General features: G+C 42.0%; 17 protein-coding genes. 10 read left to right on the plus strand and 7 right to left on the minus strand.

The features are described from left to right. Window positions 1-172 precede the first annotated feature (172 nt). From HMPREF2832_RS03670 to HMPREF2832_RS03680, 3 genes are read left to right on the plus strand one after another with little or no spacing between them, the layout of a single operon-like run. Window positions 173-1,096, plus strand: a complete 924-nt coding sequence (locus HMPREF2832_RS03670) for an FAD:protein FMN transferase (RefSeq protein WP_186823064.1) — start codon at window positions 173-175, stop codon at window positions 1,094-1,096. Between the two features lie 25 nt (window positions 1,097-1,121). Beyond that, the gene (locus HMPREF2832_RS03675; protein WP_070505583.1) at window positions 1,122-1,727 is read left to right on the plus strand and encodes an NADPH-dependent FMN reductase; all 606 of its coding nucleotides are present in this window, start codon (window positions 1,122-1,124) and stop codon (window positions 1,725-1,727) included. 18 nt (window positions 1,728-1,745) lie between these two features. Beyond that, window positions 1,746-2,990, plus strand: coding sequence for an NAD(P)H-dependent oxidoreductase (locus HMPREF2832_RS03680; RefSeq protein ID WP_070505584.1), 1,245 nt, complete (start codon window positions 1,746-1,748; stop codon window positions 2,988-2,990). A gap of 30 nt (window positions 2,991-3,020) precedes the next feature. On the opposite strand, the gene HMPREF2832_RS03685 is transcribed toward HMPREF2832_RS03680, so the two are convergent. The 3 genes from HMPREF2832_RS03685 to brnQ form a co-directional block, all read right to left on the minus strand. Continuing rightward, window positions 3,021-3,590, minus strand: a complete 570-nt coding sequence (locus tag HMPREF2832_RS03685; protein WP_070505585.1) for a TlpA family protein disulfide reductase — start codon at window positions 3,588-3,590, stop codon at window positions 3,021-3,023. A 22-nt stretch (window positions 3,591-3,612) separates the two neighbouring features. Then, window positions 3,613-4,320 (minus strand): thiol-disulfide oxidoreductase-associated membrane protein CcdA2, encoded by a 708-nt coding sequence (gene ccdA2, locus HMPREF2832_RS03690; RefSeq protein WP_070505586.1) that lies wholly within the window; start codon window positions 4,318-4,320, stop codon window positions 3,613-3,615. Between the two features lie 156 nt (window positions 4,321-4,476). Then, entirely contained in the window at window positions 4,477-5,796 is a 1,320-nt protein-coding gene (gene brnQ, locus HMPREF2832_RS03695; protein WP_070505588.1) for a branched-chain amino acid transport system II carrier protein, read from the minus strand. 195 nt (window positions 5,797-5,991) lie between these two features. Here brnQ and HMPREF2832_RS03700 point away from each other — a divergent pair, with 195 nt between their 5' ends. Further along, window positions 5,992-7,011 carry a YdcF family protein gene (locus tag HMPREF2832_RS03700; RefSeq protein WP_070505590.1) on the plus strand — a complete coding sequence of 340 codons (1,020 nt, stop codon included), beginning with the start codon at window positions 5,992-5,994 and terminating at the stop codon, window positions 7,009-7,011. Window positions 7,012-7,061: 50 nt separating this feature from the next. Here HMPREF2832_RS03700 and HMPREF2832_RS03705 read toward each other — a convergent pair whose 3' ends face one another. Then, window positions 7,062-7,616, minus strand: a complete 555-nt coding sequence (locus HMPREF2832_RS03705; RefSeq protein WP_061455550.1) for a GNAT family N-acetyltransferase — start codon at window positions 7,614-7,616, stop codon at window positions 7,062-7,064. A 95-nt stretch (window positions 7,617-7,711) separates the two neighbouring features. On the opposite strand from HMPREF2832_RS03705, the gene HMPREF2832_RS03710 reads away from it, so the two are divergent. Next, window positions 7,712-9,055, plus strand: coding sequence for an MATE family efflux transporter (locus HMPREF2832_RS03710; protein WP_061455549.1), 1,344 nt, complete (start codon window positions 7,712-7,714; stop codon window positions 9,053-9,055). A 72-nt stretch (window positions 9,056-9,127) separates the two neighbouring features. On the opposite strand, the gene HMPREF2832_RS03715 is transcribed toward HMPREF2832_RS03710, so the two are convergent. Further along, on the minus strand, window positions 9,128-10,798 hold the full coding sequence (locus HMPREF2832_RS03715) for a formate--tetrahydrofolate ligase (protein WP_070505593.1): 1,671 nt from the start codon (window positions 10,796-10,798) through the stop codon (window positions 9,128-9,130). Between the two features lie 175 nt (window positions 10,799-10,973). Between HMPREF2832_RS03715 and HMPREF2832_RS03720 the strand changes: the two genes are divergently transcribed. The 5 genes from HMPREF2832_RS03720 (at window position 10,974) to HMPREF2832_RS03740 (ending at window position 15,227) form a co-directional block, all read left to right on the plus strand. Next, window positions 10,974-11,651: a phosphopantothenate--cysteine ligase gene (locus HMPREF2832_RS03720; protein WP_049488762.1), complete on the plus strand. Its 678-nt coding sequence runs from the start codon at window positions 10,974-10,976 to the stop codon at window positions 11,649-11,651. Window positions 11,652-11,661: 10 nt separating this feature from the next. Beyond that, entirely contained in the window at window positions 11,662-12,201 is a 540-nt protein-coding gene (gene coaC, locus HMPREF2832_RS03725) for a phosphopantothenoylcysteine decarboxylase (RefSeq protein ID WP_024056114.1), read from the plus strand. Further along, entirely contained in the window at window positions 12,198-12,758 is a 561-nt protein-coding gene (locus HMPREF2832_RS03730) for an ECF transporter S component (RefSeq protein ID WP_024056113.1), read from the plus strand. The genes coaC and HMPREF2832_RS03730 overlap by 4 nt, the downstream gene beginning before the upstream one ends. A 150-nt stretch (window positions 12,759-12,908) precedes the next feature. Beyond that, window positions 12,909-14,624 carry a phospho-sugar mutase gene (locus tag HMPREF2832_RS03735; protein WP_049499034.1) on the plus strand — a complete coding sequence of 572 codons (1,716 nt, stop codon included), beginning with the start codon at window positions 12,909-12,911 and terminating at the stop codon, window positions 14,622-14,624. 255 nt (window positions 14,625-14,879) lie between these two features. Further along, window positions 14,880-15,227 carry a DUF6568 family protein gene (locus HMPREF2832_RS03740; RefSeq protein ID WP_023918049.1) on the plus strand — a complete coding sequence of 116 codons (348 nt, stop codon included), beginning with the start codon at window positions 14,880-14,882 and terminating at the stop codon, window positions 15,225-15,227. Between the two features lie 27 nt (window positions 15,228-15,254). Here HMPREF2832_RS03740 and mutY read toward each other — a convergent pair whose 3' ends face one another. Both mutY and pta read right to left on the minus strand, forming a co-directional pair. Next, on the minus strand, window positions 15,255-16,409 hold the full coding sequence (mutY, locus tag HMPREF2832_RS03745) for an A/G-specific adenine glycosylase (protein ID WP_070505595.1): 1,155 nt from the start codon (window positions 16,407-16,409) through the stop codon (window positions 15,255-15,257). Window positions 16,410-16,654: 245 nt separating this feature from the next. Then, entirely contained in the window at window positions 16,655-17,629 is a 975-nt protein-coding gene (gene pta / locus HMPREF2832_RS03750; protein WP_021153149.1) for a phosphate acetyltransferase, read from the minus strand. Window positions 17,630-17,640 lie beyond the last annotated feature (11 nt).

The following is a 17,640-nucleotide window of genomic DNA, read 5'->3' on the forward strand; positions in this document are numbered from 1 at the left end:
GATATCGGTTACAAGATATTTGCTCAATATTTGTGATCTTTTCTTCAAACCTTCTGAAAGCTTCCTCTCACAGCTTTCATAAAATGTCAAATAATTTGTCCGAAAGGATTGTGAAAACGGTCTCTATTTGGTATACTGTAAGTAAGTGAAAATTGGAAAGGATAGATTTTTAGTGGACCTAAGTAGTCGATCCGAACGTCTGATGGGAACCACCATCACCGTTTCGATCTGTGACCCACAAGCGGATGAACTCCTTACGCATTGCTTTGAACTTCTTCGCTCCTACGAACATCGCTTCAGTGCTAATGATGCAAGTTCTGAACTCATGGAAATCAATCACCAAGCTGGTATTGCTCCTGTTCAAGTTCATCCAGATCTTTTTGAACTGATTGCATTAGGTACCTTGCATAGTCAAGCTAAAAATAGCCATTTAAACATTGCTATCGGCCCTCTGGTGCAAACCTGGCGGATCGGATTTTCAGATGCCAGACGGCCTGCACCAGAAGAAATCGAACAAGCGCTTTTAAAGATCGATCTCCAGCAGATTCAATTAGACCAAGAAAACTATACAGTCTTTTTGAAACGTCCTGGAATGAAGATCGACTTGGGAGCTTTAGCAAAAGGCTATAGCGCAGATCTAATTGCTACCTATCTGAGAGGTAAGGGAATCAAGGATGCCTTGATCGATCTTGGAGGAAATATCCTAACCGTCGGTCAACACCCCGTTAAACAACAGCCTTGGCGGATTGGTATTCAAAATCCAGTTGAAAAAAGAGGCCAGCACCTACTGGTCCTCTCAGTCAAGGACAAATCTGTTGTCACCTCTGGCATCTACGAGCGTCATTTAGAAGTCGACGGCCAGTCGTTTCACCATATCTTTGATAGCGTGACAGGCTATCCGGTTGAGACAGACTTAGCCAGTATCACCATTATATCTGATCGATCCGTAGACGGGGAGATATGGACTACCCGCCTGTTCGGGGACTCTCCTACTTCTATCCTCAACACTGTTGAATCACTTCCTGGTATAGAGACCTTATTGGTTTCACAATCAGGCAAGATCGCCTATACAAGTGGGCTTCAATCTTATTTATAATTCTGTTATCAGAAAGGAAATTTCCATGGTAAAACTTATTGCGATTGTGGGGACTAACTCCAAACGTTCTACAAACCGTCAACTGCTTCAATACATGCAAAAACATTTTGCTGATAAGGCTGAGATCGAATTGGTCGAAATTAAAGATATCCCTGTCTTTAACAAACCAGCCGACAAACAAGTACCTGACGCTGTCTTGGATATTGTTGCAAAAATTGAGGAGGCTGATGGAGTCATTATTGGGACTCCAGAATACGACCACTCTATTCCAGCGGTCTTGATGAGTGCTCTAGCTTGGCTCTCATACGGAGTCTTCCCATTGTTGAACAAACCAGTCATGATTACTGGGGCATCATACGGTACCTTGGGATCTTCACGCGCCCAACTCCAACTCCGTCAAATCTTAAATGCTCCAGAAATTAAAGCGACTGTTTTGCCAGATGAATTCTTGCTCTCTCATTCATTGCAAGCCTTTGATCAAAATGGAGACTTAGTAGATTTGGATGTTATTCAAAAATTAGATGCCATCTTCAATGATTTCCGTGTGTTTGTGAAAATCACAGACAAATTACGCCACGCCCAAGAATTGCTTCGCAAAGATGCTGAAGAATTTGACTGGGAAAACTTGTAAGATAGGAGACAGAAAAGAATGAAATTTGTAGGACTTGTAGGATCAAACTACGATCAATCATATAACCGTAAACTCTTGGAATTCATTCGCCGCCAATTTAAGATCAAATTTGAATTGGAAGTTCTTGAAATCGATGAAGTTCCAATGTTTAACCAAGATGAAAAATGGGACGAAAGTTTCCAATTACGTCTTTTGTACAATAAAATTACTCGAGCAGATGGTGTCATCATTGCTACTCCAGAGCACAACCATACGATCTCTGCTGCTCTTAAATCTGTTCTTGAATGGCTATCTTTTGAGGTGCATCCATTTGAAAACAAACCAGTCATGATCGTTGGTGCTTCCTACTATGATCAAGGGACATCACGTGCTCAGGTTCACCTCCGCAAGATCCTTGATGCTCCAGGTGTCAATGCTTATACTCTTCCAGGTAATGAATTCCTTCTTGGAAAAGCAAAAGAAGCTTTTGACGAAGATGGCAATATCATCAACGAAGGAACCGTCAAATTCCTCGAAACCTGCTTGGATAATTTTATGAAATACGTTGAGGTTGTATCCAAATTGAAAAAACCAAAACCAATTGAACCAGAAGATTTAGATTGTAATCATCCAATTGCTACAACTGTTACTGAGGTAGATCCGGATGATCCAGATTGGGTTGAAAAAGTAGCTGAACTTACAGGTGCTGTTTCTGGAGATACTTATGTCAAATTGGACCACGGTATTCTAACCGTTGACCAAATTAATATGTTCTTGAAGGCCATGCCATTTGAGTTGACATATGCCGATGATAACAACCAATTCCTTTACTACAACAATGCTCATCAAGATCCAGATACCATGTTTGCTAAACGCGTGCCACCTCAATCTGGTAGCCGGATGTCAACCGTTCACGGATCCCTTCCACCCGCACGTATGAAAAACGTTGAATGGGTAATCGGCACTCTTCGCAACGGAAACCAAGAATATGTTCGAACTATTGTTCCAGGATCTCCTGAAGGCGTGATCAACACCCACAACTACCAAGCAATGTATTATGAAGATGGTTCTTACGCTGGTATCAATGAGATTGTCTTCAACTTCAAACCATGGTTAGACTGGTACCTGCAAACAACAGGTCAACGCCTTGTAGGTGGTAGCGGACCATTTGCTCCTGCTGGTGGTCATGGTGATGCAGATGCAACTTCTGGTGCTTCTGATGCTGGAGGACATGGTGACGGAGGCCACGGAGATGCTGATGCCACTTCTGGTGCAAGCAACTAATAAAAAAATGAAGCTTCGTGCTTCATTTTTTTATTTTAACTCCTTGATAATCTTCTTAGCATCTTCGTTTGAAATAGCCCCTAGCTGCACATGACCAATCTTCCCTTGGCTATCAATAAAGACTTCTGTAGGAATGGAACGTACTTGATAGTTCGCAAAGGCAGAGCCATCTGGATTATACAAGACGGGCACTGATGGATAATCTTGTTGGGCAAACCATTCGACGAACTCTTCTTCTGTTTTTTCCCCTTGCATTCCCGGTGCCATAACCGTGAGAATCTCAAAATCTCTGTCCTTTTCTTCAACCAATTTATTAAGTTCAGGCATGCTTTGGCGACAAGGACTACACCAGGTTGCCCAGAATTTCAAATATACCTTCTTCCCTCTGTAGTCTGAAAGTTTAACCGTATTCCCCTTCATATCCTTTAGCTCAAAGTCACTCGCTTCTTTTCCTACCAAGGGATGTTTACTAGCGGTTGTGTTGGTCATGGTTTGATTGCTCATATTCTTCATACCACTCTCACTCGATTGCTCCATCGAACAAGCAGACAGTAAAGCGATTGACAGGATTGAAAAACACGTATATTTGATAAATTTCATAGGTATAATACCTCCATTTGGTTTATGAAAAGATTGAAGACAAGCTATTTAATTGTCCCAAGACTAAGAGAATCCCCATAATAATGATGATGGCTCCACCGATTTTCTTCAGCAACAAGAGATGGGGTTTGAGACGATTGAAATAAGGCAATACAAGGCCTGATGCCAGTGCCAAGAGCAAGAATGGGATGGCCATCCCTAATGTATAGATAAAGAGATAGAGAGCACCCACGAGGGCATCTTGTCCATTGGATGCTGCTAATGCAAGAACCGATCCTAATACAGGGCCAATGCAAGGCGTCCAACCAAAACTAAAGCCAAGACCAAGAAGAAAGGCTGAAAACAACTCATTCTTCTGTTTGTTGGCTCCAAAATCTACTGATTTTTGCTTCTCAAGGAAATGAAAATGAAAGACTTCCATCTGATGAAGACCAAGGATAATGATCAGCGCTCCCATCACGTAGCGGAACCAGTTGGTATACATAACCTGCCCCAATAAGCCAGCTCCGAAACCTATGATAAGGAAAATAACAGAAACACCTGCGATAAAACACAAGGTCTTAACGATGCCATGCCAGCGTATCTTTTTCCCAAAAATCTGAACGGATTTTTCCTGATCACTTCCTAGCAAAACGCCAATGTAGACCGGGAGCAAAGGAAAGACACAGGGAGAGAAAAAGGAGAGAATCCCTGCCAGAAAGACAGTGAAAGAGAAAACGATTTGATTCATAAAATGCTCCGTATATTGATATGTTAGAAATAGTATAACATGCCATTCCTTAAATTAAAAATTTTTGCTACGGTTTGTATTTAAAGAAACTCTTTAGGTACTAGTTTCAAAATAAAAAAACTCTAAAGCGGGGAACTTTAGAGTTTCTAGTAAATCTTATTCTTCTTCTGCACTTTGTTTATTGGGCAAGAACAGAGCAAGGACCATACCAACGACTGCTGGTAGTAACCATGGGAGGGATTGGGCAGCAAACGGCAAGTGCTTAATGATATTTGCTAGTCCTGCAAGTTTAAAGGTACTTGCCAGAACATCTCCAATCGCAACCAAGCTAACTAGGAAAATAGTCAGCTGCATTCCTGGTTTTGATAGTTGAGTAAATTTATTTACAATCACAATCAACACAATAGTAATGGTGATTGGATAGAGGATCATTAAAACAGGCAATGAATAGGCAATAATGGCACTCAAACCAAGATTGGCAATGGAGAATCCAATCAAGGTAAAGAGAGTTGCATAGATTTTGTAAGAAATTTTAGGGAAAGTATTATGGAAGAATTCCCCTGTCGATACGATCAAACCTGCTGTTGTGGTAAAGCAAGTCACCGTCACCATACCTGCAAGGAAAATTTGAGCAGCTGGGCCAAAGATAGCCTTGGTCGCTTCTGAAAGGACATAGACCCCTTTATTGGCATCAGATGCCATTACTTTTGCTGGAATTGGGAAATGATTTCCAAGATACCCCAAGCCAATGTATAAAATACTAAAGCCAATGGCTACAACGATCCCAACGATCCAGATGGTTTTAATGTACTCTTTTTTGCTGGTGAAACCAAGTTGATTAAGAGTAGTCACTGCGATGACGCTAAAGGCTACTGAAGCAAGAGCATCCAAAGTGTTATACCCTTCAAGGAAACCTTGCCCAAAGGCAGATGCTTGGTAGGCTTCTGTTGCCACTTGAGGCGCGTGTCCGCTGTACTTGACAGCACCAAGGACAACCAGTACAACGATCAAAATTGCAAAGATCGGTGTTAAAATCCGACCAATACTATCTAAGATTTTAGAAGGATAGAGGGCAATCAAATAGGCTAAACAGAAATAAACCAAGGTGAAAATGAAGAGACCAAGTCCTCCATTGGCATTTCCTAACAAGGGAGCAATCCCAACTTCGTAGGAAACGGTAGCCGTTCTTGGAATGGCAAAAAAGGGACCAATAGAGAGGTACAAGGCTACCAGATAAACGATGGCAAACCAAGGCGCGATTTTACGCGAAATCTCGTGGATATACCCTTTAGGATTGAGTGTCCCAATAATCAAGGTGATAATCGCAATTCCTACTCCTGATAAGACAAATCCAGCAATAGCTGGCCAAAAATGGCTACCCGACTGGGCACCTAGCGCAGGTGGAAAGATCAAATTCCCTGCACCAAAGAAAATACCAAATAACAGCAAACCTGTTAAGGAACCTTTTCGTAACATGTGTTCTCCTTTACATTTGTCAATCTTCTCTAGTATAACAGCTTTTATCCGCCACGGCAATTCCTTTTTTCTGAATCTATTGATTTTCTCAATTAGCAGTTAAGGCTTTTAACAACATTGAACGATTGTGGAGTTAATGAGCATCTCTTAGTAAATTATGTTACAATTGAACTACTACTATATTTAGGAGTCATCATGTTTCTATATCTATTCTGGTTGGTTCCAGCTACCATTTTTTTATTTTTCTTTTTGAACGACCGCAGACGACTGATCAATGCTTATCTCTTTTCAATAAGTTTCGGCATTTTTCTCCTGATTTCTGCCCTTCTACTAGTTGTTCGTACCGAGCTATGGTTTAACCAAAAGGTTGCCATCATTATCTTTTCAGTACTTGCTATTCTTGTTTTACTCAGTATTATTTTCTCAACTGTTTTTCTTCTTTTTAACGGCCGGCAAATGATGTCTTTTGAAGGCAAAAGGTTGGCTAACCTCCTCTCACTCCTATATGGGATCTTTATTATCGGCACCTTGGCGCTTCATTTCCTTCCTTATTTCCCAGGGAAAGATCTCTTGATTTATCCAACAGACTTTGCCCTCTTTTACTCGACTTTTCTTTATCTTTCTTATGTTTTATACGGGACATTTTGCAATTACTTCCCCGTTCGTAAAGAGCCCGATGCTATCATCGTCCTCGGCTCCGGTCTAATTGGGGATAAAGTACCACCACTTTTGGCCCAGCGTCTAACTAAAGCAAAGACTATCTATGAGCAGTTTGAGGGACGACCAAAACTGATTGTTTCTGGTGGTCAAGGTGCTGATGAGTTAACCTCAGAGGCGGAAGCTATGGCAAACTACCTGATGGAACAGGGTGTACCACAGGAAGACATTTTGATTGAGAATCGTTCTCGAACGACTTTTGAGAATTTGACATTTAGTAAGGCTATTCTTGAAGATCAGGGACTAGGAAAGAGTGTCCTTGTGGTGACCAATTCCTTTCACGCTCTTCGGGCTGGTGTCTTTATGAGACGATTAAAAATCCCTGGACGCAGTGTCGGTTCAAAAACAGCTTTTTATTATCTCCCATCGGCTTGGATCCGAGAAACGGTTGGGCTAGTTTCTCTCTATTGGAAATGGCATGTTGCTTTCTTAGCTTTTCTGTTTCTGCCTTGGTTCTTTTCACAAATCATGAGTATCGTGAACTATTTCTTTAATTAGTAACCAAAAAGTTCTCTGCAAATTAGCTGAGAACTTTTTTTATATCATGTCTAATGATCACTAAAGCGTCTGTATTCAATACGGAAATCAAAGTAATTCTCTGCTTGCAGTTTATGGAAGATGTCCCGATAAGCCTCCTCATCAAATTGATCGCCTCGATAAAGAATCTCAAAACTCAGATCATCGTATTCTAAAAAAGCATTAGCAGTTTTAAATCCATTTCGCTTATAGAAATCCATCCGAGACTGACGCTGCTCTATATTGTCGCATTCTTCATCTAAACGTTCCACTTCAAGAATCATGGTCCTTTGGTAAAATTCCACCAATTTTTCAATGATTTCTTGACCATATCCGTGGCTTCTTAAATGTGGCATAATGGCAAAGAAACTGACATAAAAAGCTTTCTGATTATAGATTGAAAAAGCAAATCCGACAAATTCTTCCTCGTTATAAAAAGCAAAGAAATTGGCATCGTCATTGTCCGTATAGCGTAAAAATTCTGACAAAGGAACACGCTCTTCTTCTGGAAATGCTTCGATATTCAGCCTTTCGACTTTATCCAGATCTGGGAACGTTTCAGTGATTAATTGGCTCGTTAAGCTCATATGGCCTCCTTTTCTGACACGATTATATCAAAAAATGTAAGGGGATTCAACTACTGATGCTTGTCGCTAGTTACTGAAGTTGGTATAATGGCACTATGAAAAGAATTCAACGTGTGGACCTCATAGATGGTCCTATTTTACCTACTCTTTTAAGTTTTGCCTTTCCTATTCTTTTATCCAATATCTTCCAACAACTCTACAATACCTCGGATGTCATGATTGTAGGACGATTTTTAGGTCAAAAATCATTGGCCGCCGTTGGGGCGACCTCTGCTATTTTTGATTTGATTGTTGGATTTGCCGTCGGTGTTGGAAATGGGATGGGCATCATTATCGCGAGAAATTATGGAGCTAAAAACGATGACCAATTACGAAAATCTGTCGCGGCAACTGCTGTTATTGGCGGCATCCTCAGTCTCTTCGTGATATCTATTGGTGTTGTGGGTCTTTATCCCCTTCTCCAGTTTTTAGGGACCCCACCAGCTATTATAGCTCAGTCCTATCTCTATATCTCCACTATTGTCAATGGTGTAGCTGTGACCTTTGCCTATAATCTTTGTGCCGGACTTCTTCGAGCGGTTGGCGATAGCTTAGCGGCACTCTACTTCTTGATTATCGCTGCCGTTCTCAATATTCTTCTTGATCTTTATTTTATTACCCAACTCCATCTCGGAGTCCAATCCGCTGGGATTGCGACTATTATTGCGCAAAGTTTTTCTGCACTTCTTTGTTTCTTTTATATTCGCAAAAAAGTGCCTTTCCTCCTGCCAAATCGCAACGATTTTGTTTGGGATCAAAGGCTCTATCAAGACTTAATCAGTCAGGGATTGACCATGGGGCTCATGTCTTCTATTGTCTCTATCGGAACAGTTATCTTACAATCAGCTATCAATAAGCTTGGAATGACCATCATAAGTGCTCAAATCTCAGCTCGTCGGATCATGTCCTTTGCCCTCCTGCCAATGGCTGCTATTTCCACTAGTATGACGACCTTTACCTCGCAAAACTTTGGTGCTAAACGCTTTCGACGGATTCAAAAAGGGGTCAAACAAGCTTGTCTTCTCTCCTTCGTTTGGTCGATCATTGTTGCCATCCTCCTCTTCTTTACAAGCCCGTTCTTAACAAACCTCATATCTGGATCTAGCGATCCTAACTTGATCGCAAATGCCAGTCTCTATCTGCAAATCAGCTCCTGCTTCTATCCGGTCTTAGGATGCCTCTTGATTTTAGGGAATTCCCTCCAAGGTATTGGTAGAAAATTGACCCCTTTGATTTCTAGCTTTATCGAGTTAACAGGAAAAATTCTCTTTGTACTTTTCATTATCCCTCATACAGGCTATATAGGAGTCATTCTTTGCGAGCCTCTCATTTGGGTCCCAATGACCCTCCAACTTTGGTTTACCTACCACAAAGCCAGTCATCAGCTTCTTGCACCATAGCATTCGACGAGTACATAATAAAACAACTTCTGCTCATTTGAACAGAAGTTGTTTTTTGTCATCAGACGTCTATTAGAACAAGCCAATAGCTGTTCCATCAGCAGCCACATCCATATTTAAAGCAGCTGGACGTTTTGGTAGACCAGGCATGGTCATGACATCCCCAGTCAAAGCGACAATAAAGCCTGCTCCCAATTTTGGAACCACTTCACGAATAGTAATTTCAAAGTTTTCCGGAGCTCCCAAGGCATTTGGATTATCGGAGAAGCTATATTGTGTTTTGGCCATACAGATTGGCAACTTATCCCAACCATTTTTCACGATTTGGGCAATTTGTGTCTTGGCTTTCTTCTCAAAATTCACCTTCGTACCGCGATAAATTTCTGTAACAATCTTTTCAATTTTTTCTTCAACAGAAAGGTTATTATCATACAAGCGTGTGTAGTTAGCTGGACTTGTTTCGATGGTTTTAACCAAGGTTTCAGCAAGTTCAACTCCACCGTCAGCACCATTCGCCCATACACTCGCAAGCTCAACTGGCACCTCAATTTCAGCACACAATTCTTTCAAAGTAGCAATTTCCGCTGCTGTATCGGTGATAAATTCATTGATAGCAACCACTGCAGGAATGCCAAACTTACGGATATTTTCAACGTGGCGTTTCAAGTTGGCAAAACCAGCACGAACAGCCTCTACATTTTCTTCAGTCAAAGCATCCTTAGTCACTCCACCGTTCATCTTAAGAGCACGGAGAGTCGCTACAATCACAACTGCATCTGGTGATGTAGGCAAATTTGGAGTTTTAATATCAAGGAATTTTTCAGCACCAAGGTCAGCACCAAAACCTGCTTCTGTAATTGTATAGTCCGCTAAATGCAGAGCTGTCGTCGTTGCTAATACAGAGTTACATCCATGGGCAATATTGGCAAATGGGCCACCGTGAACAAAGGCAGGCGTTCCATAGATGGTTTGAACCAGGTTTGGCTTAATCGCATCTTTGAGGATCAAGGCAAGAGCCCCTTCCACTTCCAAATCACGGACATAAACTGGACTACGATCATAACGGTAACCAATTACAATGTTGGCCAAACGACGTTTCAAATCTTCAATATCTGTCGCCAAGCAAAGGATGGCCATGATCTCAGAAGCAACGGTAATATCAAAACCGTCTTCACGCGGAATCCCATTTAAAGGACCGCCAAGACCGACAGAAACATGACGAAGAGCGCGGTCATTCAAGTCCACTGCCCGTTTCCAGATAATCCGACGTTGGTCAATTCCTAGCTCATTTCCTTGGTGCAAATGATTATCAATCAATGCTGAGAGAGCGTTATTAGCCGTTGTGATCGCATGCATATCCCCTGTGAAATGAAGGTTGATGTCTTCCATCGGTAGAACTTGGGCATAGCCACCACCAGCAGCACCACCTTTAATCCCCATAACTGGACCTAAAGAAGGTTCGCGAATGGCAATCATGGTTTTTTTACCGATTTTATTCAAAGCATCTGCTAGACCAATGGTGATGGTTGATTTCCCTTCTCCAGCTGGAGTTGGGTTGATCGCAGTGACTAAGATAAGTTTTCCTACTGTATTTTTCTCAACTTCACGAATCTTATCAAAGCTCAATTTCGCCTTGTATTTTCCATACAATTCAAGATCATCGTCAACCAAACCAATTTTCTTCACAACGTCTACAATCGGTTGGAGTTCAATGCTTTGAGCAATTTCGATATCTGTTTTCATAAGGGACTCCTTTATATTTGATAGATCTATTATACCTAAAATTCGCGAAAATAACATATTTTTTTCACCTTTTGAATCGAACGTTCGTTTTTTATGTAAATTTTATGGCTACACATAGCTAATCCTAATAGCTTCAGAACTTTACTTATGTATCTTTTTTGTGTAAAATAAGCATATGCATATTTTAATTACATCAGGCGGGACGAGCGAAGCCATTGATAGTGTTCGTTCGATCACCAATCATTCCACCGGGAGCCTAGGGAAAATCCTTGCAGAAACGGCTCTTGCTAAGGGACATCAGGTGACCTTGATCACAACGCCTACCGCTCTTAAACCCGACCCTCACCCACAGCTTCGACTTCTATTGATCGACAATGTTGAGGAACTTCTCTCTCAAATGAAAAAGGAAGTTCCTCGTCACCAGGTATTAATCCATGCTATGGCAGTCTCAGACTATACGCCTGTTTACATGACAGGCCTTGATGAAGTTAAGAATGCTCAGGATCTTCATACCTTTATCCATCGCGAAAATCACGAAACCAAAATCTCTTCGAAAGAAGAATATCAGGTGCTCTTCTTAAAGAAAAATCCGAAGATTATCTCGCTCGTTAAAGAATGGAACCCTGCCATTCAACTGATCGGCTTTAAGCTTTTAGTCGACGTTTCTTCTGAAGAGTTGATCCAGGTAGCGCGTGAAAGCCTGGTTAAAAATCATGCCAGCATGATCGTTGCCAATGATCTGACCAAGATTCAGAACGGTCAGCATCAAGCCTATCTAGTAACAGATGATCACGTTCTAGAAGCTTCTACGAAAACAGAAATCGCAGAGGCTATCCTACGTTATATCAAATAAAAAGGTACATATGACACACATTACTTTAGCGGTTACCGGTAGTATTTCCGCCTATAAGGCTGCTGATATTACCAGCCAACTAACCAAATTGGGATTTGAAGTGAAGGTCCTCATGACTCCTTCAGCCCAAAAATTTATCACCCCTTTAACCTTGCAAGTTCTTTCAAAAAATCCAGTAGGCCTAGAGGTTATGGTGGAAGACGATCCACAGCGGATCGAGCACATCGACATTGGGAAAGAAACTGACCTCTTTCTTGTAGCGCCGGCCAGTGCCAACACCATTGCTAAATTGGCCATGGGACTTGCAGATAATATGGTCACAAGCACAGCTCTAGCCTTGCCTCAAAGGACTAAAAAATTACTGGCCCCTGCTATGAATACAAAAATGCTAGATCATCCTGCTACCCAACGAAATCTAAAACTCTTACAAGACTATGGTTACCAGATCATCCAACCTCGAGAGGCTACTCTCGCTTGTGGAGATCAAGGTTCTGGAGCTCTAGCCACTGTCGACACTATCATCCAAGCTGTTAAGGAGAATTGTTTATGAGAAAATCAGCCTCTATTTCACGAATTGCCATCTTTTTTGCCGTGATGATCACCATTCACTTTGTGACGTCCTTCATTTTGCAATTTGTCCCATCAGGAATTCAACCAACCTTGGTTCATATTCCTGTCGTGATCGCTTCTATTATCTACGGACCTCGAACTGGAGCAATTCTAGGACTCCTCATGGGACTCTTTAGCCTCACCATGAATACCCTGGTTATAACACCAGCCAGCTATCTCTTTAGTCCCTTTGTCCCTCACGGGAATCTCTACTCCCTTATCATTGCCATAGTCCCTCGGATTCTCATTGGGGTAACCCCTTACTTCGTCTATCGCTGGATTCGCAATCGTACAGGACTTATGATCGCTGGAATTGTCGGCTCTATGACCAATACTGTTTTCGTTCTAAGTGGGATTTATTTCTTCTTTGGAAATAGCTTCGGTGGTGGAATTCAACATTTCCTAGCCTTGATTATATCTACCAACTCTCTCATCGAAGTCATTGCTACAGTCCTCATTACCAGTGCCGTCGTTCCATCTCTTGAAAAATTAAAATAACCTTTCAAGCCAAGACCAATTTATCTTGGCTTTATTTGATGGTGAATTAGCTCTATTTTTTTGAAAAGATTTACATTTATCGCTAGAATTTTCAGAAAAAATTTGCTATAATGTAAGCGATTAAATTATAAGCAAAAAGGAGACGCTTGCATGACCTATCAAGAAAACTACCAAAAATGGCTCGACTTTGCTGAATTACCAGCTTACCTTCGTGATGAGTTGGTCGCAATGGATGAAAAAACAAAAGAAGATGCCTTCTATACCAACCTTGAATTCGGTACAGCTGGTATGCGTGGATTAATCGGTGCTGGTACCAACCGTATTAATATCTATGTTGTTCGCCAAGCAACTGAAGGGTTGGCCCAATTAATCGACTCAAAAGGTGAGGAAGCGAAGAAACGCGGTGTTGCGATCGCCTACGACAGCCGTCACTTCTCTCCTGAGTTTGCTTTTGAATCTGCTCAAGTTTTGGCTGCACACGGAATCAAATCTTATGTATTTGAAAGCCTACGTCCAACACCTGAATTGTCATTTGCTGTTCGTCATCTCCACACATTTGCTGGGATTATGGTAACCGCTAGCCACAACCCTGCTCCGTTTAATGGATATAAGGTATATGGTGAAGACGGTGGACAAATGCCACCTGCAGATGCCGATGCTTTGACAGATTACATCCGTGCTATCGAAAATCCTTTCACTGTACAATTGGCTGACCTTGAAGAAAGCAAAGCTAGTGGCTTGATTGAAGTTATCGGTGAAAACGTCGACGCTGAATACTTGAAAGAAGTGAAAGGCGTTAACATCAACCAAGACTTGATCAATGAATACGGTCGCGACATGAAGATTGTCTACACACCACTTCATGGTACTGGTGAAATGTTGGCTCGTCGTGCTCTTGCCCAAGCTGGATTTGAAGCTGTTCAAGTTGTTGAGGCTCAAGCCGTTCCAGATGCTGACTTCTCAACTGTTAAATCTCCAAACCCTGAAAACCAAGCTGCCTTTGCTCTTGCTGAAGAACTTGGCCGCAAAGTAGACGCTGATGTATTGGTTGCAACTGACCCAGATGCTGACCGCCTTGGTGTTGAAATCCGCCAACCAGATGGTTCTTACCTCAACCTTTCTGGTAACCAAATCGGAGCGATCATTGCTAAATACATTCTTGAAGCTCACAAAACAGCTGGTACCCTTCCTGCCAATGCTGCCCTCTGTAAATCAATCGTATCAACTGAGTTGGTGACTAAGATTGCAGAAAGCTACGGCGCAACTATGTTTAACGTCTTGACTGGTTTCAAATTTATCGGTGAAAAAATCCATGAATTTGAAACACAACACAACCACACTTACATGCTTGGTTTCGAAGAAAGCTTCGGTTACCTGATCAAACCATTCGTACGTGACAAAGACGCTATCCAAGCCGTTCTTATCGTTGCTGAAATCGCAGCTTACTACCGCTCACGTGGTATGACTTTGGCAGATGGTATCGAAGAAATCTACAAACAATACGGTTACTTCGCAGAAAAAACCATCTCTGTTACCCTTTCAGGTGTGGACGGGGCTGCTGAAATCAAGAAAATTATGGATAAATTCCGTGGCAATGCTCCTAAACAATTTAACAACACAGACATTGCTAAGACAGAAGACTTCTTGGAACAAACAGCTACTACTGCTGACGGCGTTGAAAAATTGACAACTCCTCCAAGCAACGTTCTTAAATACATCTTGGCTGATGATTCATGGTTTGCCGTTCGTCCTTCAGGTACAGAACCAAAAATCAAATTCTACATCGCCACAGTTGGTGAATCTGAAGCAGATGCTAAAGAAAAAATTGCGAATATCGAAGCAGAAATCAATGCTTTTGTAGGCTAAAACATGAGGCTGGGACAAAAGTCCTAGCCTCTCAATTATCTTTGATTGTTGAGCAAGACGCAGTGGTTGAGTGGGCTCTACTACGCTGATTTCATCAGCTTTTACAGCCCTACTCAACTGTGCGGAGGCGGGACAAAGAAATCGAATTCTAACGATAACCGATTTCTGTCCCACTCTCTCTTTCTTTCGTAGCAAATACCAGCGATTTTATAGAAAATATGGCATACTAGACATAGAAGAAAGCGAGGTAATCTCATGGAACAATTTTTAGAAGATATTAAAGATCTTGAAGTCACAACTGTCGCGCGTGCGCAAGAAGCGATCGATCAAAAAGAAACAGCGACCTTCTTTATCGGACGCAAGACTTGCCCTTACTGCCGGAAGTTCGCTGCTAAATTAGCAACTGTCGTAGCTGAAACAAAAGCTCATATCTATTTTATTAATAGTGAAGAACCAAGTCAGCTAGACGCATTACAAGCCTTCCGCTCAACTTACGGCATCCCAACTGTCCCAGGATTTTTACATGTCGAATCTGGTGAAGTCAGTGTTCGTTGCGACTCATCCATGTCTGAAGAAGAAATCAAAGCATTCGCTCATCTATAAAAAAAATAGCTAGAGAATAATCTCTAGCTATTTTTCATTTTCCGTAAACGTCGTCCAAATCTTTTGCTGGGGTTTAGCAAAAGGATAGTCCGAAAATTCTTCTGGTGTTAACCAAACAGTCGATTCACTTGCTGGTTGCTCTCCTTCTTTTACTAGGCCGTAACGAAGTTGAACCTGCCACTTGCGATGCGAAAAGACATGCTGGACGATAGGATACGATCTGTCCTGCCATTCAATAGCCAAGTCATAGTCTTGTTCAAAGGAAAGAATTTCTGGGTTGACTTCTGCATGACCTTGCCCATTCAGTAGGGATAATTGACCTAGGTTCTCAGATAGGCCATCCACTTCAATCAAGGGGAAATGCCAAAAACCAGATAAAAGCCCTTCTCGCTCATTTTTCTCCAGCAAGTAGCGGCCTTGACTATCCTTGATAATAAAAGCTGTTAGATAGACAGGTACAGGTTTCTTCTTAGGAGCCTTGATGGGATAACGATCCATGGTCCCATGTTGGTAGGCCACGCTAAATTCCTTAACAGGACTCTCTTCCGGCCGTGGATTGACTGGCGATTCAATATCGGATCCCAAATCCATCAAAGCCTGATTAAAATCACCCGGCCGGGCCGGATCGATCAAGATTTCCATCATGGTTTGAAAAATCTTGCGATTGGTCGGAACTCCGATATCGTAGTCCACTTCAAACAAACGGGATAGAACACGCATGACATTGCCATCTACTGCTGGCTCTGCTAATCCAAAGGCAATACTAGCAATGGCACCAGCTGTATAAGGCCCAATTCCCTTCAGTTTAGATATTTCCTCATAACTTGATGGAAACACTCCTCCGTGATTTTCCATGATCTGCTGGGCGGCTTTCTGCATATTGCGGACACGTGAGTAGTAGCCCAAGCCTTCCCAAGCTTTTAAGAGTTTTTCTTCAGGAGCTTGAGCCAAATCTGCAACCGTCGGAAACCAGTCTAAAAAACGCTCATAATAAGGAATCACTGTATCGACTCGTGTTTGCTGGAGCATAATCTCTGAGATCCAAATTTTATAAGGATCCTGGGTCCTTCTCCAGGGGAGATCCCGTTTATGGGCATCATACCAAGCTAATAACTTTTCTCGAAAGGAAGCAATTTTTTCCTCCTCCCACATGGTAATCCCGTAATCTTTTAAATCTAACATATTCCTAGTATACCATAGAATGAGTTAGAGTTTAGAAATTCTGATTTTATAATGAAAAAGAGGCTGGGACAAAAGTCCTAGCCTCTCAATTGTCTTGGATTATCGAGCAAGACGCAGTGCTTGAGTGGGCTCTACTACGCTGATTTCATCAGCTTTTACAGCCCTACTCAACTGTGCGGAGGCGGGACAAAGAAATCGAATTCTAACGAATTACCGATTTCTGTCCCCCTCTCTAAATGCATTTCTTATTGTTCCACAGCTTGAGCTGCTGTAATCAAGGTTAATTTGTAAACGTCATCTGCATTACATCCACGAGAGAGGTCGTTGACTGGTTTATTCAATCCTTGCAAGACAGGACCTACTGCTGCAAAGCCACCAAGACGTTCAGCCATCTTGTATCCAATGTTACCTGCTTCAATACCAGGGAAGATAAAGACATTAGCTTGACCTGCCACCTTGCTTCCTGGAGCCTTCAAGGCTGCAGTTGCAGGGACAAAAGCTGCGTCAAATTGCAATTCCCCGTCAATTTCAAGGTCTGGACGAAGTTCATGAGCAAGCTTAGTCGCTTCAACAACCTTATCAACACTTTCACCGAAACCAGATCCTTTTGTTGAATAGCTCAACATAGCAATTTTTGGATCAATACCAAACATCTTGGCAGTGATAGCTGAATTGATGGCAATTTCGGCTAATCCTTCAGCATCTGGATTGATGTTGATGGCACAGTCCCCAAACAAGTAGCGTTCAGATCCACGAACCATAAGGAAAGCCCCTGAAGTCCGTTTTACATTTGGACGAGTTTTGATAATTTGCAAGGCCGGACGAACAGTTGCGGCTGTTGAGTGAATCGCACCAGAAACCATCCCATCAACAATTCCCATGTGTACCAACATGACACCAAAATAGTTAACGTCGTCTTTCAAGACTTGACGCGCTTCTTCTTCTGTCATTTTGCCCTTACGACGTTCTACCAAGGAAGCTACCATTTCTTCAAAACCTGGATAAGAATGAGGATCGATGACTTCATATCCATCCAAAACCCCTTCGATTTCAAGATAAATCCGAATTTTATCCGGATTACCAAGCAAGACAGGGGTTACTTCTGTCTCGTTCACAATGCGTTTTGTCGCTTGGAGGATACGAGGTTCTTCACCTTCTGGTAATACAATACGTGCATTCTTACCAACGAGGTTGGCTTTGAGATTTTCGAAAACTTCCATGAGTTTTACTC

It is taken from the genome of Streptococcus sp. HMSC073D05 (assembly GCF_001812015.1).
GTDB classification, from domain to species: Bacteria; Bacillota; Bacilli; order Lactobacillales; family Streptococcaceae; genus Streptococcus; species Streptococcus parasanguinis_D.